At 66.0% G+C, this 26,394-nt stretch carries 24 protein-coding genes; 5 read left to right on the top strand and 19 right to left on the bottom strand.

The window, feature by feature from the left end; genetic code table 11:
- The 14 genes from lnt to murJ form a co-directional block, all read right to left on the bottom strand.
- The gene (lnt, locus tag E4K64_RS11230) at positions 1–1,608 is read right to left on the bottom strand and encodes an apolipoprotein N-acyltransferase (RefSeq protein WP_135163565.1); all 1,608 of its coding nucleotides are present in this window, start codon (positions 1,606–1,608) and stop codon (positions 1–3) included.
- Positions 1,605–2,723: a hemolysin family protein gene (locus E4K64_RS11225; RefSeq protein WP_167771942.1), complete on the bottom strand. Its 1,119-nt coding sequence runs from the start codon at positions 2,721–2,723 to the stop codon at positions 1,605–1,607. Before E4K64_RS11225 ends, lnt begins: the two co-directional genes overlap by 4 nt.
- A 1-nt stretch (position 2,724) precedes the next feature.
- Entirely contained in the window at positions 2,725–3,234 is a 510-nt protein-coding gene (gene ybeY, locus E4K64_RS11220) for an rRNA maturation RNase YbeY (RefSeq protein ID WP_135163563.1), read from the bottom strand.
- Positions 3,235–3,295: 61 nt separating this feature from the next.
- Positions 3,296–4,291 (bottom strand): PhoH family protein, encoded by a 996-nt coding sequence (locus tag E4K64_RS11215; protein ID WP_126257015.1) that lies wholly within the window; start codon positions 4,289–4,291, stop codon positions 3,296–3,298.
- Positions 4,292–4,355: 64 nt separating this feature from the next.
- The gene (gene miaB, locus E4K64_RS11210; protein ID WP_135163562.1) at positions 4,356–5,750 is read right to left on the bottom strand and encodes a tRNA (N6-isopentenyl adenosine(37)-C2)-methylthiotransferase MiaB; all 1,395 of its coding nucleotides are present in this window, start codon (positions 5,748–5,750) and stop codon (positions 4,356–4,358) included.
- Between the two features lie 164 nt (positions 5,751–5,914).
- Positions 5,915–6,319 (bottom strand): hypothetical protein, encoded by a 405-nt coding sequence (locus tag E4K64_RS11205; RefSeq protein ID WP_135163561.1) that lies wholly within the window; start codon positions 6,317–6,319, stop codon positions 5,915–5,917.
- Positions 6,320–6,341: 22 nt separating this feature from the next.
- Positions 6,342–7,019 (bottom strand): HAD family hydrolase, encoded by a 678-nt coding sequence (locus E4K64_RS11200; protein ID WP_135163560.1) that lies wholly within the window; start codon positions 7,017–7,019, stop codon positions 6,342–6,344.
- A gap of 106 nt (positions 7,020–7,125) precedes the next feature.
- Positions 7,126–7,581, bottom strand: coding sequence for a Fur family transcriptional regulator (locus E4K64_RS11195; protein ID WP_126257018.1), 456 nt, complete (start codon positions 7,579–7,581; stop codon positions 7,126–7,128).
- 39 nt (positions 7,582–7,620) lie between these two features.
- On the bottom strand, positions 7,621–8,106 hold the full coding sequence (rimI, locus tag E4K64_RS11190) for a ribosomal protein S18-alanine N-acetyltransferase (protein ID WP_135163559.1): 486 nt from the start codon (positions 8,104–8,106) through the stop codon (positions 7,621–7,623).
- Positions 8,103–8,798, bottom strand: coding sequence for a tRNA (adenosine(37)-N6)-threonylcarbamoyltransferase complex dimerization subunit type 1 TsaB (gene tsaB, locus E4K64_RS11185; protein ID WP_135163558.1), 696 nt, complete (start codon positions 8,796–8,798; stop codon positions 8,103–8,105). The genes rimI and tsaB overlap by 4 nt, the downstream gene beginning before the upstream one ends.
- A 202-nt stretch (positions 8,799–9,000) precedes the next feature.
- A complete protein-coding gene (locus E4K64_RS11180; protein ID WP_135163557.1) occupies positions 9,001–9,570 on the bottom strand; it encodes a NifU family protein in 570 nt (189 codons plus the stop codon).
- Positions 9,571–9,819: 249 nt separating this feature from the next.
- The gene (locus tag E4K64_RS11175) at positions 9,820–10,314 is read right to left on the bottom strand and encodes a universal stress protein (protein WP_164718524.1); all 495 of its coding nucleotides are present in this window, start codon (positions 10,312–10,314) and stop codon (positions 9,820–9,822) included.
- A gap of 93 nt (positions 10,315–10,407) precedes the next feature.
- On the bottom strand, positions 10,408–11,460 hold the full coding sequence (gene trpS / locus E4K64_RS11170) for a tryptophan--tRNA ligase (RefSeq protein WP_135163556.1): 1,053 nt from the start codon (positions 11,458–11,460) through the stop codon (positions 10,408–10,410).
- Positions 11,461–11,570: 110 nt separating this feature from the next.
- Positions 11,571–13,106: a murein biosynthesis integral membrane protein MurJ gene (gene murJ, locus E4K64_RS11165; RefSeq protein ID WP_135163555.1), complete on the bottom strand. Its 1,536-nt coding sequence runs from the start codon at positions 13,104–13,106 to the stop codon at positions 11,571–11,573.
- A 125-nt stretch (positions 13,107–13,231) separates the two neighbouring features.
- Here murJ and E4K64_RS11160 point away from each other — a divergent pair, with 125 nt between their 5' ends.
- The gene (locus tag E4K64_RS11160; RefSeq protein ID WP_135163554.1) at positions 13,232–14,233 is read left to right on the top strand and encodes an adenosine kinase; all 1,002 of its coding nucleotides are present in this window, start codon (positions 13,232–13,234) and stop codon (positions 14,231–14,233) included.
- A gap of 241 nt (positions 14,234–14,474) precedes the next feature.
- Here E4K64_RS11160 and E4K64_RS11155 read toward each other — a convergent pair whose 3' ends face one another.
- Complete coding sequence (locus tag E4K64_RS11155; protein WP_135163631.1) at positions 14,475–16,169, bottom strand: AMP-binding protein; 1,695 nt, start codon at positions 16,167–16,169, stop codon at positions 14,475–14,477.
- A 197-nt stretch (positions 16,170–16,366) separates the two neighbouring features.
- Positions 16,367–17,560, bottom strand: coding sequence for a serine hydrolase domain-containing protein (locus E4K64_RS11150; RefSeq protein WP_135163553.1), 1,194 nt, complete (start codon positions 17,558–17,560; stop codon positions 16,367–16,369).
- A gap of 343 nt (positions 17,561–17,903) precedes the next feature.
- On the opposite strand from E4K64_RS11150, the gene E4K64_RS11145 reads away from it, so the two are divergent.
- Entirely contained in the window at positions 17,904–18,224 is a 321-nt protein-coding gene (locus tag E4K64_RS11145) for a hypothetical protein (protein ID WP_135163552.1), read from the top strand.
- A 154-nt stretch (positions 18,225–18,378) separates the two neighbouring features.
- Positions 18,379–19,872: an NAD-dependent succinate-semialdehyde dehydrogenase gene (locus E4K64_RS11140; RefSeq protein ID WP_135163551.1), complete on the top strand. Its 1,494-nt coding sequence runs from the start codon at positions 18,379–18,381 to the stop codon at positions 19,870–19,872.
- A gap of 136 nt (positions 19,873–20,008) precedes the next feature.
- On the opposite strand, the gene E4K64_RS11135 is transcribed toward E4K64_RS11140, so the two are convergent.
- Complete coding sequence (locus tag E4K64_RS11135; protein WP_135163550.1) at positions 20,009–20,923, bottom strand: phosphoribosylaminoimidazolesuccinocarboxamide synthase; 915 nt, start codon at positions 20,921–20,923, stop codon at positions 20,009–20,011.
- A 77-nt stretch (positions 20,924–21,000) separates the two neighbouring features.
- Positions 21,001–21,918: a pirin family protein gene (locus tag E4K64_RS11130; RefSeq protein WP_135163549.1), complete on the bottom strand. Its 918-nt coding sequence runs from the start codon at positions 21,916–21,918 to the stop codon at positions 21,001–21,003.
- A gap of 314 nt (positions 21,919–22,232) precedes the next feature.
- On the opposite strand from E4K64_RS11130, the gene E4K64_RS11125 reads away from it, so the two are divergent.
- Together E4K64_RS11125 and E4K64_RS11120 are read left to right on the top strand one after the other, a co-directional pair.
- Entirely contained in the window at positions 22,233–23,291 is a 1,059-nt protein-coding gene (locus E4K64_RS11125; RefSeq protein ID WP_135163548.1) for an AraC family transcriptional regulator, read from the top strand.
- Between the two features lie 145 nt (positions 23,292–23,436).
- Complete coding sequence (locus tag E4K64_RS11120; protein ID WP_135163547.1) at positions 23,437–24,906, top strand: serine hydrolase domain-containing protein; 1,470 nt, start codon at positions 23,437–23,439, stop codon at positions 24,904–24,906.
- Between the two features lie 94 nt (positions 24,907–25,000).
- Here the strand turns inward: E4K64_RS11120 and E4K64_RS11115 are convergent, their stop codons facing one another.
- Positions 25,001–26,368, bottom strand: coding sequence for an MmgE/PrpD family protein (locus E4K64_RS11115; protein ID WP_135163546.1), 1,368 nt, complete (start codon positions 26,366–26,368; stop codon positions 25,001–25,003).
- Between the last annotated feature and the right edge of the window lie 26 nt (positions 26,369–26,394).

The following is a 26,394-nucleotide window of genomic DNA, read 5'->3' as shown; positions in this document are numbered from 1 at the left end:
CTATCGCTTGCTGACGCGTCGGCGGAGGGCCAGAAACACGGCCAGCGCGACAAGCATGGCTGCGGGCGCATCGCCCACCCGCGCATAGACGGTCGGCGGGATCGCGGCGGGCAAATTTGTATCCAAAATGCCCTCGATTCCAAGTCCGAGGCTGGAAACGGTGCGGCCCACCGGATCGATCACTGCGGAGATGCCGGTATTGGCGGAGCGGACCAGCGGCAATCCGAGTTCGATCGCGCGCATCCGCGACTGCTCCAGATGCTGATAGGGACCGGTCGAAATGCCGAACCAGCCGTCATTGGTGAGGTTCACGATCCAGCCCGGACGTTCGTTGCGTCCGGCCACCTCGCCGGGAAAGATCGCTTCGTAACAGATCAGCGGTAGCGCGGGCGGTGCGCCGGGGACTTGCAGCGCATGCCGTACCGTGCCGGGAATGAAGCCGCCGCGCACACGCGTCAGTTGCTCGAATCCGAGCTTCTCCATCAACGACTGGTAGGGCAGAAATTCGCCGAACGGCACCAGATGCAACTTGTCGTACACGGCCAGCACGCTGCCGTCGTGGTCGATGACATAGATCGAATTATAAGCACGCGTGATCGGCGTGCCCCGCGGCAGGTCGGGCGCGCGGACCGAACCCGTGATCAGCACGGTGCCTTTCGGAAGAAGGTCGGCGATCTGCGCCATCGCGTCGGCTTCGCGGGTCAGGAAGAACGGAAAGGCGGATTCCGGCCAGATCAGGATGGTGGCATCGCGCACGCCGGTCGATTGCGGGCCCGAGGCGCGGTCCGACAGCGCCAGGTATTTCTTCATCACCTCCGTCTTGGCGGCGTAGTTGAATTTCGCGTCCTGCTGAAGGTTCGGCTGCATCAGGCGCAGCTTGGCGCCTGCGACCATCGTGGTCGGATGCAGCGACAGGCGGATCGCGCCGAAAATGCCCATGACAATCAGGAGCCCGATCGCCGCCGCCGGCACGCGCCACGGCAGGCGGCGATCCGGCGTGCGGTCGATCAGCGTTGCCGGGCTCGCGAAAATCGCAACCGCCAGGAATGTCATGCCCCACAGGCCGATCAGCGACGCCGCCTGCGCCAGCGCCAGCGGCTCGGACAGCGCATAGCCGAACGCGTTCCAGGGGAAGCCGGTCAGCGCGTGGCCGCGCAACCACTCGCTGACGGTGAGGCTTGCTGCGAGCGCAAGCACGCGCGTGGCGTTCTTGGTCCAGAGCAGGCGCGCCAGCGCAAAGCCGATCGCCGTGAAGATGGACAGATAGGCCGGCAGGCCGAGCACGGCGAACGGCGTCAGCCAGGCGAATACATCGGCATCGACGAAGAAGGCGTAGCCGATCCAGTAGAGTCCGGGCACGAAATAGCCGAGCCCGAACCAATAGCCGGTCAGCGCGGCAACGGGAACGCCGCCATATCGGCCGGCGCCCGCGCCGTCGATCAGCCAGACCAGCACCGGGAAGGTGATGAACAGCACGGGGAAGAGGTTGAACGGCGCCAGGGCCAGCACCGACAGCGCTCCGCACCCCATGGCGATGGCCGCGCGCTTCCATCCCCAGGCGAGGATGATGGCGAGCGCGATTTGCCGAACTCGCTGGAACGGACTCACTGCTGGCCGGTCCCGTCGCTCGGCGGCGGGCTGGGCGTGTCGCTGGCGGGCGGCTGGCCGCTGTCCGGCGTGGCCTCGCGGCGGCTTCTCTCGCGCTGGGTTCGCGGTGCGGGACGCTCCTTCCGCGTCGAGATGCGCAGCCGCTTGACGCGGCGCGGATCGGCATCGAGCACCTCGACCTCGTAAGTGCCGGGGCCCGAGATCACCTCGCCGCGCACCGGCAGGCGCCCGACGAAGCTGACGAGATAGCCGCCCAGCGTCTCCACCTCCTCGCCGGCTTCGCCGGTGACGAAATCCTCGCCGATCACCGAGCGGACGTCGTCGAGGCTGGCGCGCGCGTCGGCGATGAAGGCGTTGTCGGGCAGGCGCACGATCGAAGGCGGCTCGTCGCTGTCGTGCTCGTCGTCGATCTCGCCGACGATCTGCTCGACGATGTCCTCGAGCGAAACCAGCCCGTCGCTGCCGCCATATTCGTCGACCACCAGCGCGAGGTGAATGCGCGTGGCCTGCATCTGCGCGAGCAGGTCGATCGCCCGCATCGACGGCGGCACGTAGAGCAGCTTGCGGATGATGCGCGCTTCCTCGAGTGGCAGCGCGAGATCGACGGCGCGCAGGTCGAGCCCGGCCGGCAGCGGCTTCTTGCGCTTGGTCTTGGTGGTTTCCGACACGCGGGCGCGCGCGGTCATGAAGGCGAGCAGGTCACGGATGTGGACGATGCCGACGGGATCGTCGAGCGTCTCGTTGTAGACCACGAGGCGCGAATGTCCGGCGCTCTCGAAGCGGTCCATCAACTCGCCGAGCGGGATATCCCGCTTCACCGCGACGATGTCGGCGCGATGCACCATGACATCGGCGATGCGGCGCTCGTGCAGACCAAGGATGTTGCGCAGCATGGTGCGCTCGACCGCCGAGAAACCGGAATCGCCAGGCGTCGTTGCATCGAGCACGACCTGGAGGTCGTCGCGTACCGATCCCGCCTTCCAGCCGAACAGCGTGCGGATGGCGCGCAACAGCCAGCCATCGGCGGTCGGGCGCAACACCTCGCCCGGCGTCACCACGGCCGGCAGATTGGCCGTGTTGCGCGGATTGTCGTGGACCGGGTCGGAATCGGGCATCTCAGTGCGTCCCCGCGCGGTCTGCATAGGGATCGGGGATTCCAAGGTGCGCCAGGATCTGGGTCTCCAGCGCTTCCATCTCTTCGGCGTCGCCCTCGTTCTCGTGGTCGTAGCCGATCAGGTGCAGGAAACCATGCACGGCAAGATGGCTCAAATGGTGGTCGAACGGCTTCTGTTCCTCGTCCGCCTCGCGCCGCATGGTCTCGTAGGCGATCGCGATATCGCCGAGCATGCGCGGCGCATCGCCCGGCTTCCAGCCGCCCTCCGGCTGGAGTGCGGGAAACGATAGCACGTTGGTCGGCTTGTCGATGCCCCGCCAGTTGCTGTTGAGGGTGCGGATGCCGGCGTCATCGGTCAGCATCACGGCCACTTCGGCGTCGGCAACGTCTTCATCGACGCTTTCGGCGGCGGCCGCGACCGCGCGCTGGATCACGGCTTCGGAATCGGGCTCGTGCTGCCAGCAATCGGCGACGACGAGGACTTCGGTCATGGGAAGGTTGGGATGGGACATGGTGTTGTCTGGGACGAAAAGGCGCCGTGTCCGCGCCCTCCGGGGTCCAGCTGTTGCCTCGTCAGGATTGGCCAGTGGCCGGCCGCTGCGGCGAACCTTCGTAGGCGGCGACGATCCGCGCCACGAGTTCGTGGCGGATCACGTCCTCGGCCTTGAAATGAACTTGGGCAATACCCTCGACGCCGTTCAACAGGCGGGTCGCTTCGGCGAGGCCCGAGGTCTGGCCGTTCGGCAGGTCAATCTGCGAGGGATCGCCTGTGACGATCATGCGGCTGTTCTCGCCGAGGCGGGTCAGGAACATCTTCATCTGCATCGACGTGGTGTTCTGCGCCTCGTCCAGGATGATGGCGGCGTTGGTGAGGGTGCGGCCGCGCATGAAGGCGAGCGGCGCGATCTCGATCTCGCCGGTCTGCAGCGCGCGCTCGACGATGCGCGCATCCATGAGGTCGTAGAGCGCGTCGTAGATCGGGCGAAGATAAGGATCGACCTTCTCGCGGAGATCGCCGGGCAGAAAGCCGAGCCGCTCGCCGGCTTCCACCGCCGGGCGCGACAGGATGATCTTGTCGACCTCCTTGCGCTCGAACAGCTGCGCGGCATGCGCCACCGCGAGCCAGGTCTTGCCGGTGCCGGCCGGGCCGATGCCGAACACCAGCTCGTGGCGCTTCAGCGCGCGAATGTAGGAGTCCTGCGCGGCGGTGCGCGCGCGCACCGGGCGCTTGCGCAAGTTGATGCTGTCGAAGGCCGATTTGGCCGATTTGGCGTCGAACTCGAACAGCGAGCCCTGGGCGATCACGGCGCGGATCGCGCCTTCGACCTCGCCCTGGTCGAGATCCTGTCCCTTCACGGCTTGCGCGTAGAGCATCTCGAGCACGCGGCGTGCGGCGTCGCAGCCGTCGCGGGTGCCGCCGATCGTGATGTGGTTGCCCTTGGAATCGACGACGACGCCGAGCCGCCGCTCGACCTGCGCCAGATGCTGGCCGTAAGGGCCGACCAGTGCCGAAGCGGCACGATTGTCGTCGAAGTCGATGACGACCTGGGTCTCGGGCGGAACTTGCATGTCGCGGTCAAATTTGCGGCTGGGAGCGAACGAAGACGAATCCGATGCGCTTTTTGGCAAGGGTTCAGGCTCCACTGGCTTGCGATAAAGCGGGCTCGCCCGCGTTGCGCGGAATGGCGAGCTCGCCGAGAAAGCTATAGCGCTCGAGGCTGTCGATCCGCACAGGCAGGATCTGTCCGATGATGTCGGGCGAGGCCATCACATGGGCGGGCTGAAGGAAGGCGGTGCGGCCGACGATCTGGCCCTCCTTGCGCGCCGGACGCTCGAACAGCACGTCGACCGTTGAGCCAATCGCAGCCTTGTTGAAGGCCGATTGCTGGCTGTCGATCAGTTCCTGGAGCCGCTCCAATCGCTGGTCCATCTCGGCGGGGGACACCGTCTCCTGCATGTCCGCGGCCGGCGTTCCCGGCCGGGCGGAGTATTTGAACGAATAAGCCGCAGCGTAACCGATTTGCGTGACAAGCGCGAGGGTGGCGAGAAAATCTTGCTCGCTCTCGCCGGGGAAGCCGACGATGAAATCTGATGAAAAAGCAATGTCTTGGCGGGCGGTGCGAAAACGGTCGATGACCCCAAGGTAATCATCGGCGGTATGTTTGCGGTTCATGGCCGCCAGAATCCGGTCCGAGCCCGACTGCACCGGCAGGTGCACGAACGGCATCAGGGCACCGAGATCGCGATGGGCCGCAATCAGGCTGTCGTCGACGTCGCGGGGATGGCTGGTCGAGTAGCGCAGCCGCGCGATGCCAGGAATGGTCGCAAGATGTTCGAGCAATCGGCCGAGCGACCAGGTTTTTCCGTCAGGCCCCTCGCCGTGATAGGCGTTGACGTTCTGCCCGATCAGCGTGAGCTCGCGCACGCCGTTGTCGGCGAGCCGCTTCACGTCGTCGACGATCTTCGCGACAGGGCGCGAGACTTCCGAGCCCCGCGTATACGGCACGACGCAGAAGGTGCAGAATTTGTCGCAACCTTCCTGCACGGTGACGAAGGCCGAAATGCCGCGCGCCCGGATCGCATCGGGCCTGGGCTGGGCCAGGAAGCCGAACTTGTCCGCGGCCGGAAATTCGGTCTCGATCGCACGGCCTTCGTTGCCGGCGCGCTTCAAGAGCTCCGGCAGATGATGATAGCTCTGCGGCCCCACCACGACGTCCACGACCGGCGCGCGGCGCACGATCTCCTCGCCCTCGGCCTGCGCCACGCAGCCGGCGACCGCGATCTGCATCGCGCGGCCCCCACGCGCGGCCTCGTCCTTGGCGACGCGCAGGCGCCCGAGCTCGGAATAGACCTTCTCGGACGCCTTTTCGCGGATATGGCAGGTGTTGAGGATGACGAGATCGGCCTCCTCGGCGCTCGCGGTCTCCACGAATCCCTCCGGAGCCAGCGTGTCCACCATGCGCTGGGCATCGTAGACGTTCATCTGGCAGCCGTATGATTTGATGTGCAGCTTGCGCGGCGGCGTCATGGAACCCGAAAATGGCGGTGGAGGACGGCCCTCAAATATAGGCTGGAGGGGCGAAAATCCAGCGAATGGGGCCTCAAGGGGGCATTCTAGGTACTCCCAGAGGGGGGCGGAGCCGAATCTTGCTCCAAAACCCCGAAAGTGGCTCTCTTTGCGTGGATTTCGCGCTACACGCGAGGAGTGGCGAGCCATTCCCGCCAAAATGCTTCCTGCGCGTCGACCGAGGCCGGGATCACATCGGGCCCAGACGTGAAGATTTCGACGAGGTCGGCCATGCGCGCATGGACGCCTTTCTTCATCCGATATGCCTTGAGCCCCGCGCCCATGTCCCTCGCCATTCCGGACGGATACACGTTGAGGCTGGCGCCGTAGCAGAACGGGATGAGGCCCTCGGGCTCAAGCTGACGGCGGATCAGGCAGAGCGCCTCGAAGAAATCGGGGGCCTCGGCTTCGATCGTCTTGCCGCGGTAGGCGCAGGTCAGCTTGCAGACGGGACCGATTTCGTACTCCGTGAACACGGCCCTTTCGTCGTCGCCGGCGCCGATCAGAGCGATGTGGTGTTGCTCGTCCATGGTGCCGACACGCTCCTCATGATCAAAGCTTAGCCATACCGACGTTTCGCCGGACCAGCTCCGGCAATTGCCGCATATCGTCGAATGTCAGTGCGGCGCCTGCGGCACGTAGCCTTTCGGCGTGACCCGGCGGACAGTGACCGCCGCCGTGAAAGCCCAGCACGGTCATCCCGGCGGCGTGCGCGCCGGTCACCCCGGGCACGCTGTCCTCGATCACGAGGCACCGCTCCGGCGCGACTTTCATCTGCGCGGCGGCAAACAGGAACAGATCGGGCGCGGGTTTGCCGCGTGCGACCTGGCTTGCCGAGAAGATGTGTGGGGCGAGCAGGTCGTAGAGCCCGGCGCATGTCAGGCCGTGATGGATCTTCTCCGGCGTGCCGCTCGATGCGACGCATTTCGGCAGATCGATCGCGGCGATCGCCGCGGCCACGTGGGTGATCGGCTGCAAATCGCTGGCGTAGAATTGCAGCGTGGCCGCATTCACCTGGCTCTCCAGGTCGTCCGGGAGGCTGCGGCCGATTTCCTGCTCGACCATCCGCCGCGCGTCTTTCTCGGAGACGCCGAGGAAGCGGATCAGCACCTGCTCCGAGGTGATCGGATAGCCGTGCCGCGTCAGCACGTCGGCATGGGCGCGGCAGGAGATCACCTCGCTGTCCACGAGCACGCCGTCGCAATCGAAGATGATGAGATCGATGGACATCAGTTGGCGGTGAGGTTGAGGCGACTTGGTGCGGTGCGGACGGTGCCACCTCTCCCCGCCGGGAGAGGTGAAGCGACGTCGCCGCTGTGCCGAATTCGCAAGGGCACTAACTGGTCGGCTTGTCGTCGTCGAGCGGGACGCAATAGAGTTCGAGCCGGTGGTCGACCAGCTTGTAGCCGAGCTTGCGGGCGATCTCCGCCTGCAGCTTCTCGATCTCCTCGGAGGTGAACTCGATCACCTTGCCGTCGCGCAGATTGATGAGGTGGTCGTGATGGCTGTCGCGCATCGTCTCGTAGCGCGCGCGGCCCTCGCGGAAGTCATGGCGCTCGATGATGCCGGCATCCTCGAACAGCTTGACGGTGCGATACACGGTCGAGATCGAGATCTTGTCGTCGACCGCGACGCAGCGCCGGTACAGTTCCTCGACATCGGGGTGGTCGATCGCTTCCGCAAGCACGCGGGCGATGACGCGGCGCTGCTCGGTCATGCGCATGCCGGTGGCGGCACAGCGCGCCTCGATGCCGGACGCCTTGGATGCGGAAGAAGGTTTCAGTGCGGTCATTGTTTGTCTGCCTGCCGGGGGCGCTTTCTGGCACCGATGTTACGACAAGTCACGTCGCATCAGAAGGGCGTTCAATTGTTCCCCGTTCGGTTGCTTATAGTAGCGTTCGCGGCGCCCGACCACCATGAATCCGCACCCGGCGTAGAGCCGCCGTGCCGGCTGGTTGTTTTCCTCGACTTCGAGAAATATTGTGCGGACGCCGCGCCCGGCGAGGTGGCCTAGATGGGTCATCAGCAGCATGCGGGAGAGGCCGCGACCGCGATAGGCCTCGTCCACCGCGATCGAGAGGATCTCCGCTTCGTCCGCCCCGATCCGGGATACCGCGAAGCCGATGGTCCTGCGTCCCAGGCGCAAGCGGTGCACCAGCGTGTTGCGCTCATTGAGCATGGTCTCGAATTCGCCTTCGCCCCAGCCGTGCGCGAAGGAGGCGCCATGCAGCTGCGCCAGCTGCGCGGCGTCGCGCATGGATGCGGGCTCGACGGCGGCGGTGCCGCCGCGCCACCATTGCGACAGCCATCTCATCATGAGGTTGCAGCTTGTGCTGCGAACGGCGGTTGCGCGGCGGGCTTTGCGTCGGGTGCCTTCAGGTAGAACGGCCGCGCCGGATTTGTCTCGGGATCGGCCGCGGCGCCGAGCCATGCGACCCAGCCGATATCCGGCGCTGCTTGCGCGTCGACCGCGACCGGCTGCTCGCCATCTTTCGGCCAGCGCTCGGCGAGGATGTTTGCGGCATTGCCGACCAGATGCGGCGCGCCGAACTGCGAGGCCGCGATCGCCTCGTCGATGGCAGCGACGCGCGGCCGCACCAACTGGCTGCCGTCGCCGGCGACGATCTGGAAATAGACGTGGTCGTGGCGCGCGTCGATCGCGGAGATCACGGGCGCTGATTTGCTCTGGCCGACGATCGCGGCGGCATAGGCCGACAAGGTGGTGAGGCCGACGGCGGGCTTCTCGGCCGCGAGCGCAAGGCCGCGCGCCGCCGAAATGCCGACGCGCAGGCCGGTGAAACTTCCGGGACCGACGGTGACCGCGATGCGGTCGAGCGCGGTGAAGGCGAGATTGGCCGACCGCATGACGCGCGCGATCATCGGCATCAAGGCTTCGGCGTGGCCGCGCTTCATCAGAAGCTGCTCCTGCGCAAGGAGCTCGGCCGCTTCGGTGTCGAGCACGGCGACGGAGCAGGCGTCGAGCGCAGTATCGATGGCGAGGATCAGCATGGAAAAGCGAATGGCGAGTGGCGAATGGCGAGTAGTCTAGCGGACCACACGCCCATCCGCCATTCGTCTCGCACGATTTGCAGGGCCCCCGATATGCCGCCTACGTCAACCGTCATTCCGGGATGGTGCGTTAGCACCAGACCCGGAATCTCGAGATTCCGGGTTCGGTCCTCCAGACCGCCCCGGAATGACGACTTCGTCGTCACATCGGCCGGACTTCGACCACGTCGGGCACGAAGTGCTTGAGCAGGTTCTGGATGCCGTGCTGGAGCGTCGCGGTCGATGACGGGCAGCCGGAGCAGGCGCCCTTCATGTTGAGATAGACGATGCCGTCCTTGAAGCCGCGGAAGGTGATGTCGCCGCCGTCATTGGCGACCGCCGGCCGCACGCGGGTCTCGATCAGATCCTTGATCATGTCGACCGTTTCGGCATCGGCCTCGTCGAAGAACTCGTCCTCGTCGTCGAGATCGGCATCGCTTTGTGCCGCGCCGTCTGCGAGCAGCGGCGCGCCGGACATGTAGTGCTCCATGATGGCACCGAGGATCGCGGGCTTGAGCTGCTGCCATTCACCGCTCGCCTTGGTCACGGTGATGAAATCCGATCCATAGAACACGCCGGTGACGCCGGGCACCTCGAACAGCCGTTCGGCCAGCGGCGAGCGCGTAGCGGCCTCGCGGCTCGCAAACTCCACCGGGCTACCGTCGACGACGACGCGGCCGGGAATGAATTTCAGCGTGGCGGGATTGGGGGTGGCTTCGGTTTGAATGAACATGGTTTTCTCCAGACGTCGCCGGTTCAAGGCCGGCGCGTGCTCCATTCCCTAGCAGATGGCGATGGCGAACGCACGATCAAGGGGAGGTGGGATATTAGTCTATGAATATCAGTTGGTTAGGGTGGTCCAACGGTTCCGCGCCGTCATGGCCGGGCTTGACCCGGCCATCCACGCCTTGCTTCGCGACACCAGGAACGTGGATGCCCGGGACAAGCCCGGGCATGACGAGTGACCCGTTGGAAGGATGATCTACGACAGCGAATCCACGCTCTGGTCGCTCAGCGCGCCGGAAATGATCGTCACGGGGATCGGGAACGTCCCCACCGCGTGCGCGAGCAACGCGACCAGCGGCCCTGGCCCCTCCGCTCCGGGATTGGCGGCGAGCACCAGCATGGCGATGTCGGGGTCCTCGTCGATCACGGCGAGCAATTGTTCCATCGGCGCGCCCTCGCGGATCACCCGCTCCGGGGTGATCGCGGCGATGCCGTTGGCGCGGCCCGCGGCGCGGTCGAGCGCGGCTTCGGCGGCTTCCTGTGCCTCGGCGCGCATGATGTCGGCGACCCCCAGCCATTCCTGGCTCTGCTGTTCGGGCTCGACGATGCGCAGCATCACCACGCCGCCGCCGGCGCGGATCGCCCAGCGGCTGGCATAGTAGACCGCGCGATCCCATTCAGCGGTGTCGTCGACGACGACGAGGCATTTGGGCTTGTGACCCGGCTCGAAGCAAAGTCGCTTGCTGGTCATGCATGTCCCGGCGAGTGCATGGCGCGCATGCTGCCACACTCCCGCAAGCTTGGGGAGGGGAGATGCGGGTCGGCGCTCGAGCGCCGACCGTCTTCAGCGGCGGCGGATGAAGCCGACGATGTCCTTCGAGAGCTTCATGGTCTCGTCGGCGATCGCGCGGGCCCGGTCGGAGCCGTCGTTCAGGATCGCGTCGATATGGCCGGGGTCGGCGACAAGGCGTTTCATCTCGCCTGCGATCGGCGCCAGCTTGGTGACGCACAGCTCCGCCAGTGCGTTCTTGAAGCTGGAGAACTGGCCGCCTCCGAATTCGCGCAGCACGTCGGCCTTGGAGCGGCTGGAGAGCGCGGCGAAGATGCCGACGAGATTGTCGGCCTCGGGGCGGGCTTCCAGGCCCTTCTCCTCGGTCGGCAGCGGCTCCGGATCGGTCTTCGCCTTGCGGATCTTCTGCGCGATGGTGTCGGCGTCGTCAGTCAGATTGATGCGGGAATTGTCGGAGGCATCCGACTTCGACATCTTCTTGGTGCCGTCGCGCAGGCTCATCACGCGCGTTGCCGGGCCCGTGATCAGGGGTTCCGGCAGCGGGAAGAACAGGCCGTCATTGGCGCCGTGGCTGCGGATCGAGTCGCCGAAATCGTTGTTGAACTTCTGCGCGATGTCGCGCGAGAGCTCCAGATGCTGCTTCTGGTCTTCGCCAACCGGCACGTGGGTGGCGCGGTAGAGCAGGATGTCGGCCGCCATCAGCACGGGATAGTCGAACAGCCCGACCGATGCGTTCTCGCGGTCCTTGCCGGCCTTCTCCTTGAACTGGGTCATGCGGCCGAGCCAGCCCATGCGCGCGACGCAGTTGAAGATCCAGGCGAGCTCGGCATGGCCGGAGACCTGGCTCTGGTTGAACACGATGTGCTTCTTGGGATCGATGCCGGCTGCAATGAACGCCGCTGTGACCTCGCGGGTGTTGCGCGTGAGCTCGGCCGGGCCGCCCCAGACGTCGATGCCTTGCGTGATCGCATGCATGTCGACGACGCAATAGATGCAGCTGTGGGTTTCCTGCATCTTCACGAAGTTGACGATCGCGCCGAGATAATTGCCGAGGTGCAGATTGCCCGTCGGCTGGACGCCCGAAAAGACCCGTTCAACGAATGGCATGGTCAGCCTTCCCATAGGTATTCGGCCGTCGTTTCCAACAGCGGGGCTGCCCCGTCAAGGGCAATTCCACCTCTCCTGATGGGAGAGGTGGAGAACCGTCGGCGCGCACTCTAATGAGCGGGCCGTTTCAATGCATTCAGCGCCTCGCGCCAGGAGGCGGCACCGAGGATCTGCAGCAGCACGCCATAGACGGCGATGCCGGCCCCGATCTGCAGGCCCAGCACGACGAAGCGGACGAGGCCGTGGGCCTCCGAGGGCACGAGGCCCGTGGTCAGCCAGAGCAGGGCGCCCATCGCAGCCGCGGCGAGCACGATCCGCGGCAGCCGGTTGCGGGCCGCCGCATCCACCGAGAAGCCGAACTCGGCCGCACCTTTCCGGAGCAGCGAGAGCGCGCTGCTCCAGGCGCCGGCCGCGATGCTCGCCGCGATCCCGCTCGCGCCGAAAAAATGGCCGAGCAGCACGGCAAGCACGACAGCGACCGCAAAGCCCTGGGCCGTGGCGAGAAGCGGCGTCATCGTGTCGCTGCGGGCATAGAAGGCCGGCGACAGGGCCTTGATCAGCACGTGGGCCGGCAGGCCCAGCGCCAGCCACATCAGCGCTCGCGCGGTCGCCATGCTGTCCTCAGTGCCGAAGGCGCCGTGCTCGAACAGCAGCCGCACGATCGGCTCGGCCAGCACGATCAGGCCGAGCGTGGCCGGCAGCGCCAGCCCGGCCGCCAGCTCCAGCGCGCGCGATTCGGCATGCACCACCGCCTCCCGGTCGGAGCCAGCGACGGCGCGCGTGAGCTCCGGCACCAGCACGGTGCCCATGGCGACGCCGACGATGCCGAGCGGCAGCTCGATCAGGCGGTTGGCGAAATAGAGCCACGATACCGCGGACGGCGTCGCGGATGCGATGATCGCGCCGGCCACCATCAACCATTGCGGCCCGGAGCTTGCGATCATGCCGGGGACGGCCTTGGCGAAGAAAGCGCGCATCTCGTTGTCGAAGCTGACGCGCAGCGGCATCGCGAGGCGTGCGCTTCGCTGCGACAGCAGCATCAAGAGCTGCAGCAGCCCGGCGATTCCGACGGTAGCCGCCAGCAGCCAGGCGGCGACGCGCGCGTCGGCATGCCAAGCGAGCAGCATCGCGATCGCAGCGATCAGTGAGATGTTGAACAGCAGCGGCGAGAAGGCCGTGAGGGCAAATCGCCCCTGCGCGTTCAGCAGGCCCATCAGCACCGTGACGGGACCGGCGAAGGCGAGATAAGGCAGCATCAGCCGCGCGTTGGCGACGGCAAGATCGAGCGTCGCGCTGCCGAGAAAGCCGGGCGCGATCACCGTGATGATCAGCGGCATCGCCAGCGCGATCACGATCGAGATCGCGACCAGGGCCGCGCTGACCGTGCCGAGCACGCGTCCTGCGAATGCGGCGGCGGTCTTCGCGCCATCGCGGTCGCGGACGCGCAGCCAGGCCGGGATCAGCGCCGCGTTCAGCGCCCCCTCGCTGAGCAGCCGGCGCACCACGTTGACGAGCTGGAACGCCGCCAGGAACGCGTCCGCCACGGCGCCGGTGCCCAACAGGGCGGCAATCATGGAATCGCGGGCAAAACCCAGCAGCCGCGAGGCCAGTGTTCCCGTCGAGACGGTCAGGAAGGAGCGGATCATTGCTCTTTATTCATCCCGTTGCTTGCTCGCGCACGGCCGGGCGTGATAGGCCGCAAGCCGGATTTCAGGCTGACAGGAAGCGGATTTCCGCAGGGATCGCAATCCGCCAAACAGGATCAAGGTGAATGGCTGACGTGAAATATGACGTTCTCGGCATCGGCAACGCGCTGTTCGACGTGCTGGTCAGGACCGACGAGGCCTTTCTGGCCAAGCACGGCATGACCAAGGGCAGCATGTCCCTGATCGACGAGGCGCGGGCGGCGGCCATCTACAAGGACATGGGGCCGGCCACGGAAGTCTCCGGCGGCTCGGCGGCCAACACCATCGTCGGCATCGGCAGCCTGGGGGCACGCGCCGCCTATGTCGGCAAGGTCAAGGACGACCAGATCGGCAAGCTCTATGTCCACGACATCCGCGCCGCCGGCGTCGCCTTCAACACGCCCGCCGCGACGGACGGCCCCGCCACCGGCTGCTCCTACATCCTGGTCACGGATGACGGCGAGCGCACCATGAACACCTATCTCGGCGCGGCGCAGGACCTGTCGCCCGCCGACATCGATCCGGCCGAGATCGCCGGCGCCGGCATCGTCTATCTCGAGGGCTATCTCTGGGACCCCAAGAACGCCAAGGAGGCCTTCGTCAAGGCGGCCAAGATCGCCCACGATGCCAAGCGCAAGGTGGCGCTGACGCTGTCGGATTCGTTCTGTGTCGATCGCTATAGGGACGAGTTTGTCTCATTGATGCGCAACGGTACCGTCGACATCGTCTTCGCCAACGAATCCGAGCTGCATTCGCTCTACATGACCTCCGACTTCGACACCGCGCTGAAGCAGCTGCGCAACGACGTCAATCTCGGCGTGGTCACCCGCAGCGAGAAGGGCTGCATGGTGGTCTCGTCTGAAGATGCCGTCGCCGCGCCGGCCTTCCCGGTCGACAAGGTGGTCGACACCACCGGCGCCGGCGATCTGTTCGCTGCCGGCTTCCTGTTCGGCCTGGCGCGCAATCTCGCCTACAAGCAGTGCGGCGAGCTCGGCGCACTCGCCGCCGCCGAAGTCATCCAGCACATCGGCGCCCGTCCGCTGGTGTCGCTGAAGGAGCTGGCCGGCCAGCGCGGGCTGACGGGTTAGGGCGCGTCTCTTTCCCTGTCATTGCGAGCTCATTCTCCGCTGTCGTCGCCCGGCTTGCCGCCTTCGCTGAAGCTTCGGCGTGCCGAGCGCTCGTGTGGGCCTCGGCGTAGCCTTAGCGGAGCCGGGACCGGGCGACCCAGTATTCCAGAGGCGTCAGTGGTTCAGCCGGGAAGCCGCGGCGTACTGGATTCCCCGCTTTCGCGGCGAATGACAGCGTGATTGGGGAGGCAGTGCAAGCCCCTCACGCCGTCTTCGCCGCCTTCAATCCCAGCCGCTGCTCCACCGCATCGCGCATCACGAATTTCTGGATCTTGCCCGTCACCGTCATCGGAAACTCGTCGACGAACTCGACGTAGCGCGGGATCTTATTGTGGGCGATCTGGCCGTCGCAGAAGGCGCGCACCTCCTCGGCCGTTAGCGTCTCGCCCGGCCTGACGCGGATCCAGGCGCAGAGCTCCTCGCCGTAGCGCATGTCCGCCACGCCGAAGATCTGCACGTCCTGGATCTTGGGGTGACGGTACAGAAACTCCTCGATCTCGCGCGGATAGAGGTTCTCGCCGCCGCGGATCACCAGATCCTTGATACGGCCCACGATGTTGCAATAGCCCTCGTCGTCGATGGTGGCGAGATCACCGGTGTGCATCCAGCCATTGGCGTCGAGCACGTCGGCGGTCTTTTCCTTTTCCTCCCAATAGCCCAGCATGACGCTGTAGCCGCGGGTGCAGAGCTCGCCGCGTTCGCCCCGCTTGACGATCCTGCCTTCGAGATCGACGACCTTGACCTCGACATGCGGGTGAATGCGGCCGACGGTGGAGACGCGCCGCTCGAGCGGATCGTCGGTTGCGCTCTGGAAGCTGACCGGGCTGGTCTCGGTCATGCCATAGGCAATGGTGACCTCGCGCATGTTCATCTCGGTGTTGACGCGCTTCATCACCTCGATAGGGCAGGGCGCGCCGGCCATGATGCCGGTGCGCAGTGATTTCAAATTGAACGTCTTGAACTCGGGGTGATCGAGCTCGGCGATGAACATGGTCGGCACGCCGTACAGCGCGGTGCATTTCTCCTGTTCGACCGCGCGCAGCGTCGCGAGCGGATCAAAGCCCTCGCCCGGGTAAACCATGGTGGCGCCGAGCGTGACCGAGGCAAGGTTACCCATCACCATGCCGAAGCAATGATAGAGCGGCACCGGAATGCAGATGCGATCCTGTTCGGTCAGGCGCATCGCGCGTCCCGTGAAATAGCCGTTGTTGAGGATGTTGTGGTGGGTCAGCGTCACGCCTTTCGGTGATCCCGTGGTGCCGCTGGTGAACTGGATGTTGACGGGGTCGTCGAATTGCAGCGCAGCGCCGAGCTTGGCAAGCCGTTCGCGATGCGCGGCCCCACCCATCCCCGCGACCTCGTCGAACGGGATCGTGCCTGAGGCCGCCGGGGCGCCGATCTGGATCACCATCCGCAAGGCCGGCAATCGCGCCGCTTGCAATTGTCCGGGCGTGGCACCCGCCAGCTCCGGCAGCAGAGCGTTGAGCATCTCCATGTAATTGCTGGTCTTGAACGCGGTGGCGGTGACGATCGCCGCGCAGCCGACCTTCTTGAGCGCGAATTCAAGTTCGCTGAGGCGGTAGGCAGGATTGATCGTCACCAGGATCAGGCCGGCCTTGGCGGCGGCGAACTGGGTCAGCGTCCATTCTGGCCGGTTCAGCGACCAGATGCCGATCCGCTCGCCGCGTTCGAGCCCGAGCGCGAGAAAGCCCGCGGCGAGCGCGTCGACCCGCTCGGCGAATTCTCTCCAGGTCCATCTGACGCCGTGGCTGGGCGAGACCAGCGCCTCGCGGTTGCCCCAGCGCCGTACCGCACGGTCGAGGCTGCGACCGATGGTGTCGCCGAGCAGCGGCGTGTCCGAGATGCCGCAAACGTAACTGTCCGCTTTGTCAGCCAAATTGTCAGCCAAGTCGAAATCCTCCCGTCAAAATGCCCAGCATAGTCTCTCACTCGTCATGCCCGGGCTTGACCCGCCTGCGCGGCCGAAGCCGCTTCGGCGCGGCGAAGGCCCGGGCATCCACGTCTTTGTGCCTGCGGCTGCACGTGGATGGCCGGGACAAGCCCGGCCATGACGCGGGGTGGGAGCCGCGCCCCTCACGCCGCCTTCTGCCCGCTGCCCGCATCGAGCCCGGCATAAACCCCGCGCTCGAATCCCGCGAACGCCTCCAGGCATTTCGCGTCGGCGAACGGGAGCAGCTGCATCAGGATCACGCCGGTGACGTCGCGCGCAGGATCAATCCAGTAATAGGTGTTGGCGAGGCCCGCCCAGGCGAGGCTGCCTGCGCTGCGGCCTTCCGCGGTCTTGGCGGTGTTGATCATGAAGCTGAGGCCCCACTTCTTCACCTGCTCCGGATAGAGGTCGACGTCGTTGGTGTACATCGGCGCCGATGTCGTCATCTTGCCCATGGCGAGATCGCCGATGTGGTTCTGCCCCATCGTCGCGACGGTCTCGGCCTTCAGCACCTGGTTGCCGTTGCCGCGTCCCTTGTTGAGGATCATCTGGGTGAACTTGATGTAGTCGGCCGCGGTCGAATAGAGGCCGCCGCCACCCATATGGAATTCCGGCTCCTGCTCGAGCTCGAACGGAATCGATGCGAGCTGGCCGTCCTCGCCGCGCGCATGCATGCCGACGAGGCGCTTGCGCATGCTCTCGGTGATCTTGAACGCCGTGTCGCTCATGCCGAGCGGGTTGAACAGATTGTCGCGCAAGTAAGCGTCCAGCCCCTTGCCGCTGACGGCTTCCACCGCCTTGCCGACGAAATCGATGTTGGTGCCGTACTCCCAGCGCGTGCCGGGATCGGTCATGATCGGGGTCTTCAGCGCCGCGTTCTGGCAGGTGGTGATGGCGGGAATGCCGTGCTTGTCCAGATAGACCGCGAGATCGCCGTTCCACATGTTGTAGCAGAAGCCGGCAGTGTGGGTCATGAGCTGGCGCAGCGTGATCGGCCGCTTGGCCGGCCGCAGCTTCGCCTCGCCCTTGGCATCGAAGCCTTCAAGCACTTGCGGATTGGCGAGATCGGGCAATACCTCACCGATCGGCGCATCCAGCGACAGCTTGCTTTGCTCGACCAGCTGCATCGCGCCTGCGCTCGTCACCGCCTTCGTCATCGATGCAATCCAGAACACGCTGTCGGCGGTCATCGGATCGGGCTTGGACAGGTCGCGCTTGCCGAACGCGCCCTGATACAGCACGTCGTTACCGCTCGCGGCGATCGCGACGACGCCGGGGATCTCCTTGGCCTCGCTCTTCTGACGCAGAATCCCATCGATCTCAGCTTTGCTTTGCATGGCGTTTCCTCGGATTTGATTATTGTTGGTAGCAACCGATTGTCCTCCCGCACGCTCCGCGCGGCAAGCGAGTCGGGATGCCCGCGGCGGTCGCGATGTCGTGACTTGACGGTCCGTGCCCCACGCAGGACGACAGAGGGCTGAACGCGACACGCCGGCACAATCTTCGGTGGATGGCCGCACGTCGCAGTGACCGTGGATGGGCTCAGGCGATATGTTTCACCTGTTTGAAGCACTTGAAACATTTTGTGCGTTGCGGCGTTTCAGCACGCGGCCAATCGGCCGGCGACGTTAAGACTTGATGCAAATTGGCGGCCCTGAAGCGGCCGCGGGGGGACCTCAGATGATTTCGACCTGGAGCGAATGGAAGCGCTATCCCCGTCCCGGACGGGGCGACAATTTGGAGGCGCCGATCTCGCCTGGCATTTACGAGGTCCGTGTCGCCGGCACCGGCGCGCTCTATTCCTTCGGCGCAGTCGACAATCTGGCGCAATCCCTGGCGCTGCTGCCGGTCGGCTCGAAATCGTGGTTCGGACGTCGCAACGCGTCGGACGTGCCCGATCTCGAGTACCGGACCTGCGCGACCTCCTCGAAGGCTGACGCCAAGGCCGCGGCCGAGCGCATGATCGGCCGGCGCGAAACCTATATGAGCGGTGCGGCCTGATCCTCTCCGCGGCGGTGTCACACCTTTCCCAGAGAGAGGTGAAGGGACAGCGCTCCCAGCTTAATTGCCATCAGATGTGCGTTGCGTGGCGGTGCATCGGGCACCGCTTGCCCCTATATTCCGTGCCAATCCGATCGCCCTCAGGGAGTACGCCATGACACCGACCGCCGCCGCACGCGCCCCGCAAGCCACCGCCACCCTGCGCGACCGGTTGAAGGACCCCGCGCTCCTGAAGGAGGCCTGCTACATCGACGGCGCCTGGGTCGGCACGCCGGTGTTTGCCGTCAACAATCCCGCGACCGGCGTCGAGCTGGCGAAAGTCCCGCAGCTCGGCGCGGACGAAACCACCAAGGCGGTTGAAGCCGCTCAGCGCGCCTTTCCGGCTTGGGCCAAGCACACCGCCAAGCAGCGCTCCAACATCCTGCGCAAATGGTTCGAGCTGATCGTCGCCAACCGCGAGGACCTCGCGCTGATCCTCACCTCGGAGCAGGGCAAGCCGCTCTCGGAGGCGCTCGGCGAGGTCGATATCGGCGCTGCCTATATCGAGTTCTTCGCCGAGGAGGCGAGGCGCGTCTATGGCGAGACCATTCCGACGCAGCGGCCCGATGCGCGGCTGCTCGCGATCAAGCAGCCGATCGGCGTCTGCGGCGCCATCACGCCATGGAATTTCCCGAACTCGATGATCACGCGCAAGGTGTCGCCGGCGCTCGCGGCCGGCTGCACCGTGGTGCTCAAGCCTGCCAACGAGACGCCGCTGTCGGCGCTGGCACTGGCCGTGCTGGCCGAGAAGGCCGGCATCCCCAAGGGTGTGCTCAACATCGTCACCGGCGATGCGCCGCCGATCGGCAAGGTGCTGTGCGAGCATCCGGCGGTGCGCTTCGTCGGCTTCACCGGCTCGACCGCGGTCGGCAAGATCCTCTACCAGCAGGCTTCCGTCGGCGTGAAGCGGCTCGGCCTCGAGCTCGGCGGCAACGCACCCTTCGTGGTGTTCGACGACGCCGACATCGACGCCGCGGTCGAGGGGGCGATCGTCTCGAAATACCGCAACATGGGCCAGACCTGCGTCTGCGCCAACCGCATCTACGCCCAGGACAAGATCTACGACGAGTTCGTGAAGAAGCTGTCGGCAAAGGTCGCGGCGATGAAGATCGGCGATGGCACCGAGAGCGGTGTCACGCAGGGCCCGCTGATCAACATGAAGGCGGTCGACAAGGTCGAGCGCCACATCGCCGACGCCGTGAAGCGCGGCGCCAAGGTCGTGACCGGCGGCAAGCGCAGCGAGCTCGGCCGCTCGTTCTTCGAGCCGACGGTGCTGGCCGAGGTCAAGCCGGATTCACTTGTGTCGCAGGAGGAAACCTTCGGTCCGCTCGCGGCGGTGATCCGCTTCAAGGACGAGGCCGACGTCATCGCGATGTGCAATGCCTCGCCGTTCGGCCTGGCCTCGTATTTCTACTCCCGCGATCTCGGCCGCGTCTGGCGCGTCGCCGAGGCGCTGGAGTCAGGCATGGTCGGCGTCAACACCGGCCTGATCACCACCGAAGTCGCGCCCTTCGGCGGCGTCAAGGAAAGCGGCCTCGGCCGTGAAGGATCCCGCCACGGCATGGAAGAATATGTCGAGATCAAATACGTGATGATGGCTGGGGTGTGAGGCCGCCGTTCTCTCTCCACGTCATTGCGAGCGAAGCGAAGCAAAGCAATCCAGAATCTTTCCGCACAGCCAGACTGGATTGCTTCGTCGCAAGAGCTCCTCGCAATGACGGAGCGCGCGGCGGCAGCATATCAGCCTAAATCTTCAGCTCCGTCCCCGTCACGCGCCGATAAGCTTCCAGATACCGCTTGCTCGTCGCTTCCACCACGCTCGCCGGCAGCGGCGGCGGCGGGGCGTCGCCGTTCCAACGGCCGGCGCGGCGCTCGACGTCGAGATAGTCGCGCAAGGGTTGCTTGTCGAAGCTCGCCTGCGGCTGGCCGGGCTTGTAGGAATCGACCGCCCAGAAGCGCGACGAATCCGGCGTCATGACTTCGTCGATCAGGATGATGCGGCCGTCCTTGTCGCGGCCGAACTCGAACTTGGTGTCGGCGATGATGATGCCCTGCTCGCGCGCCAGCTCCTCGCCCAGCGTGTAGATCGCGCGCGTCATGCTCTCCAGCGTGTAGGCGACCCCGTCGCCGACCACCGCGCGCATCTTGGCGATGGTGATGTTCTCGTCGTGGCCGGTCTCAGCCTTGGTCGCCGGACTGAAGATCGCCGGCTCCAGCTTCTCGCTCTCGACCAGGCCGGCCTTCAGCTTCTCGCCGGCGAGCGTACCGCTGGCCGCGTACTCCTTCCAGGCCGAGCCTGAGAGATAACCGCGGATCACGCATTCGATCGGGAACACGGTGGTGCGCTTGCACAGCATGGCGCGGCCGAGAATCTCGGCGCGGTGCGGTTTCAGCGCCGGCACGGCGGCGACGATCTCGTCGGTGTCGGCGCTGATCATGTGATGCGGCACCACGCCCTCGAGCTCGTTGAACCAGAACGCGCTGATCTGCGTCAGCACCGCGCCCTTCATCGGGATGGTCTCGCCCATCACCACGTCGAAGGCGCTGATGCGGTCGGTGGTGACGAGCAGCAGGCGGTCGTCGTCGACGGCGTAGATATCGCGCACCTTGCCGCGTCCGATCTTGGGCAGGGGCAGGTCGCTGGAGAGCATGGTGGACATCGGTATGGCTTTCGCAGGCAGGGCCTTCAGGCAATGAACCGGCCGCGCCGGATGGCGCAGCCGGAAACCCGATTAGCCTATTCCGGCAGCGGAATGAACTCGTGTTCCTGCGGAACTGCGGCGAAGCGGCCGGTTTTCCAGTCCTGCTTGGCCTGCTCGATCCGCTCCTTGCTGGAGGAGACGAAATTCCACCAGATGTGGCGCGGGCCTTCCAGCGCATCGCCGCCGAGAAACATCATCCGCGTCGCCTTGAGCGCCTTCACGGTGATGCGGTCGCCGGGCCGGAAGATCAGGAGCCGCGGCCCCTCATAGCGCTCGTTCGCGATCTCGACCTCGCCATCGACGACATAGATCGCGCGCTCCTCGTGGTCGGGGTCGAGCGGCACGCTGGCGCCTTGCGCGGCCGTGACCTCGGTGTAGAACCAGGGCGAGACCATCGACACCGGCGAGGCAATGCCGAAGGCGGAGCCCGCGATCACGCGTGCGGTGAAATCGCGTTCCGAGATCATGGGCAGATCGCCCGCGCCGTAGTGCTGGAACGACGGCGCGATCTCTTCCGACCCGGCCGGCAGCGCGATCCAGCTCTGCAGGCCCAGCATCTTCTGGCCCGAGGCGCGCTGCGCATCCGGCGTGCGCTCGGAATGCGCGATGCCGCGTCCGGCGGTCATCAGGTTCATCGCGCCGGGCGCGATCTCCTGGACATTGCCCTCGCTGTCGCGATGCATGATCGCGCCGTCGAACAGGTAGGTGACGGTGGCAAGGCCGATATGCGGATGCGGCCGCACGTCCATGCCCTTGCCGGAGACGAACTGCACCGGCCCGAAATGGTCGAAGAAGATGAACGGCCCGACCATCTGCCGCTTGCCGTGCGGCAGCGCGCGCCGGACCGCGAAGCCGTCGCCGAGATCGCGCGTGCGCGGCACGATGACGAGATCGAGCGCATCGCAGGACATGGGATCGCCGAGCACGGGATCGTTAGAGGGCTGCCAGCTCATGGTGGACTCCTTTTTGACTTTCTTGGACGCGAGCCTAGCAGGAATCTGCGGCGTCGTCGCGACAAAGCCCGGACAAGACGTCGTGTCGCAATGAGGCCTCATACTCCGCTGTCATCGCCCGCGAAGGCGGGCGACCCAGTACGTCGCAGCCTCTCGATTCATCACTGCCGTCTCGGATTACTGGATCGCCCGGTCAGGCCGGGGGATGACAGCGCTGGAGGTGACTCTAGGCGTGGCATGCGGATGGTCCTTGAAAAACCTGGCGCAACCAACGATGTTTGGCGGCCTTCAAACGCGACCGATCGCACCACCCGATGACCCTTGCCGCAACCGAGCTCGCCTTTCGCGCCGCCAGCGTCGCGCTGCTGCTGGTGCTGGCGGCGTCATTGCTCTCCGACTTCCGCAACGTGCTCGCAGCCCGGCTCGGCGCGGCCTTCGCACTCGGCTCGGCCGCGCATGCGGCGAGCTATTCGGTTGGCGTCTCTTCCCTGGTTGCGGGCTGGCACGCGCCGCTGATCGCGCTGTCGACCGGCAACATCGTGGTATTCTGGTTGTTCACGCGCGCGCTGTTCGACGACGAATTTCGCCTGCGCAGGTGGCACGGATTGGTCTGGGCGCTGGTGACGGCCTTCAGCTTCGCGGGCTGCGTCTGGATCGCGCCGGGCGGCTACGCGCGATTCTCCGTGACCGCAGTCAATCTGCTCGTCCTCGGTTTCATCGCGGTTGCGATCGGGCAGACGATCGCCTCGTGGCCGGCTGATCTGGTCGAGCGCCGCCGGCGCGTTCGCGTCTTCATCGTCTGCGCAGCCGCGCTCTATGGCGGGTTGAATGCGGTTCTCCAGATTGCCGTCGCCGGCAGCGAGGTCGGCGGTGTCGCCGACACGATCAATACGGGCGTGCTTGCCTGCGTCGTCGCGGCCATTGCCTGTGCGATGATGCGCGTCGATGGCGCCGATCTGTTTCCGGCGTCGGCGGCCGCGCCGGCGATTCTGGCCCGGCCCGCACCGGTCGATGAATCCGCCGACCAGAAGCTGATCGATGCCCTGATGCGGCTGATGGCGGACGAGCGGGTCTATCGCCAGGAGAATATCACCATCGGCGTGTTGGCAGGGCGGCTGAAGATCCCGGAATACCGGCTGCGCCGGCTGATCAATCAGCGCCTCGGCTACCGCAACTTCAATGTGTTCCTGAACAATCACCGCATCGAGGAGGCCAAGGCCGCGCTCGCCGATCCCGCCCAGGCCGAGGTCCCCGTCATCACCATCGCCATGGACACCGGCTTCCAGTCGCTCGGTCCGTTCAACCGCGCCTTCAAGGCGGTCACGGGCGTGACGCCGACGGAATATCGGCGGCTGAAGGTAAATGCGATCTGATTCATAGGTTATTTAAATATCGAAGTAATTTCAGAATCGGCGAGCCGCGATACAGTTCCCGGCAGGCCATTTTCCAAATTCGGCGAGCGCGCCTCAGCCGGCTCCGGCTTCTTCCCTGCATGCCCCCAAGCCGGAGAGAAAGCCTGTGACCCGCCGCCGCAAGATCGTCCTCCTCGCCACCACCATCGCCGCTGCCGGTATCGCGCTCGGCGCCGCGCGGGCCCGCGATGTCCCGAAGGTCGCCACCGGCTTCGTCGCCGACATCCTCTGCGCGGAGACGTTCGTCTCCGGACTCGATCCGGAGCGCAACTTTGCCGAGACCAACGATGCCATGCCCGGGACCGGCCTGATCACCTGGGCGATGGACTACCGGGTCGACCGCGTCCGCAGGGATGTCACGGTGACGTTGTTCGGCATCGGCCGCAGCCACGCCGTCTATCGCGAGGGGCTCGGCTGCACGCTCGACCATGGCGCTGGAATTGCTCCCGTCGAGCCGCCCGCGACCGACAGGCAGCCCGCGCTGCTGCCCGAGATCGCCGGCCCAGCGATCGTGCCGCCGCAAAGCCCCTTGCTTGCCGCCGCGCTCGACCGCGCCTTCACCGAGCCCGTGCAGCCGCCTTACCGGCGCACCCGCGCTTTGGTCGTGATGAAGTCGGGCCGCGTCATCGCGGAGCGTTATGCGGACGGCATTGGACCGGAGACGCCGCTGCTCGGCTTCTCCATGACGAAATCGGTTATCTCGGCCCTGATCGGCGTGCTGGTGCGCCAGGGCAAGCTGAAGCTCGACGGGCCCGCGCCGGTCGCGGCCTGGAAAGATGCCGATGATCCGCGCCACGCCATCTCGGTCGATCAGCTGCTGCGCCACACCGCCGGCCTTGCGCTCGGCAGCTCGCTGCAGGCCTCGCTCGGCTCCGCCTTCGAGCCGGTCAACCGGATGAAGTTCATGGAATCGGACATGGCGGCCTATGCCGAGAGCATCCCGCTCGCCACCGCGCCAGGTACGGCGTGGAATTATCACGACGGCAACCTTCTCATCCTCTCGCATCTGATCCGCGATGCGGCCGGCGGCACAGCGGAAGGCGCGCTCCGCTTTGCGCGCCGCGAATTGTTCGCCCCGCTCGGCATGCGCCAAGTCACGCTTCAGCTCGATGGCTCGGGCACGATCGAAGGGTCGAGCGAGATGCTCGCATCCGCGCGCGACTGGGCGCGCTTCGGCCAGCTCTATCTCAATGACGGCGTCGCCGGCGGCAAACGCATCTTGCCGGAAGGCTGGGTGAATTATTCGGCGACGGCCACGCCAAATGCCTGGGTCGGCATCGGCGCCGGCTTCTGGACCAACCAGGGCGACAGCTTGGGTGCGAACTTCCGCGTCACCCATGGCTGGCCGCGCGATGCCTTCTTCGCCAAGGGCACGATCGGGCAATATACCATCGTGATCCCGTCGGAGCAGCTGGTGATCGTGCGCATGGGACGATCGCCGAATGGGCCGCCCGAAGCGGACGGCGTGTTCGACCTCGTGCGCGATGTGGTGGCGGCAACGCGCCCCGTCCCTTCTCCCTCTCCCCGCTTGCGGGGAGAGGGTTGGGGTGAGGGGGAGTCTCCGCAAGGGAGGTGAAAGTTGGACTCGCGGAGAGTCCCCCGCACCCGGAATCCAAGCGGCGCTCGGATTCCGGCCTCTCGCCGCAAGCGGGGAGAGGCGAAGAGATCCACTACCTCCCCAATTCCGTCGCCTGCGCGACGCGGTCGAACCGCTCCAGCGTCATGATCGCGTCCGCGAATTTCTCCGCGCGCGCGTTCAGCACGGGGCGCGCCAGCGTCAGGAATTTCTGCTGCATCGCCTGCGTATCCGGGAACGAGGTCGGCTCGCCCGAGGGATCCGCATAGAGCCGCTCGTGCACACCGTCGTCGGTGGTGATGCTGACTCGGGCGCCGAACGGATGGGTGCGGCCGATCTCGAGCCGGTCGTCCTGCACCACGTCGAACTTGTCGGCGAGGGCGTCGATCGCGGCATCGCCCAGACGGTTGTAATCGTCCCAGCCGAACGAGCCTTGGTCGAGTGCGAGCGCGCCGGTGAAGAACATCGAGAACTGGCCGCCGACGATCGAGCGCGGATGCCGCTTGGTCGCGGCATCGCCGGTCAAGGTGATGCCGTTGCGATGCAGGCCGATCTCGACGCGCTTGACCTGGTCAGGCGTCAGATTGTGCTCGCGCCGCATCGCGATCAGCGCGTCGATCGCGGCATGGGTGTAGCGGCAGCTCGGATACGGCTTCACGCCGATCTTCATGGTCTCGTAGGTCTTGCCAAGCTCGGCCACCGCCTTGTCCGGATGCGCGGCGTCGGTGTAGCCGGCGAGCAGGCCGTGCTTGCCCTCGACCGATTCCGTCGCGCCGACGAAATCGTTGCGCGCCAGCGTCGCGGCGATCACGCCGTTCATCGCGGCGGCGCCGACCTGGTAGCGCTTGTTCCAGGCGCCGTTGACAAGAAATTGCAGCGAGCCCGCGGCCTGGCTGCCGGAGACGCCGAACGCAGCGATGAGCTGCTTCTCGCTGAGGCCGAACAGCTTGCCGGCCGCCGCGGCGGCGCCATAGGTGCCGGCGGTCGCGGTCGGGTGGAAGCCGCGCGCATAATGCGAGGTCGGGTCGAGCGCGTTGCCGAGCCGGCAGCAGACCTCATAGCCCGCGACGATCGCGGTCAGCACGTCGCGGCCCGACGCGCCGACCATCTCGCCGACGGCGAAGGCGGCCGGGACCACCGGCGCGCTCGGATGCAGCGAGGAATCGGCGTGGGTGTCGTCGAAATCGAGGGAATGGCCGAGCGCGCCGTTGAGCAGGGCTGCGACCGCCGGCGTCCAGGTCTTGCTGTCGCCGAACACGGTGGATTCGCCCTTGGTGTCGAGTGCCAGCGCCTCCAGCATTTTCAGCATCGACGGGGTCGATTCCGCCTCGCGCCGTGCCCGGATCGCGCTGCCGAGGAAGTCCAGCGTCAGCACCTTGGCGCGATCCAGCACCTCCGCCGGAATATCCTGGTATTTCAGATTGAAGACATAGGCGGCGAGCGTTGCGGTTTCGTGAGCCATCGTGTTTCCTCGTTTTGGCCGGCAAG

Source organism: Bradyrhizobium frederickii (assembly GCF_004570865.1).
GTDB lineage: Bacteria > Pseudomonadota > Alphaproteobacteria > Rhizobiales > Xanthobacteraceae > Bradyrhizobium > Bradyrhizobium frederickii.
This window is presented reverse-complemented; position numbering and strand designations above follow the sequence as displayed.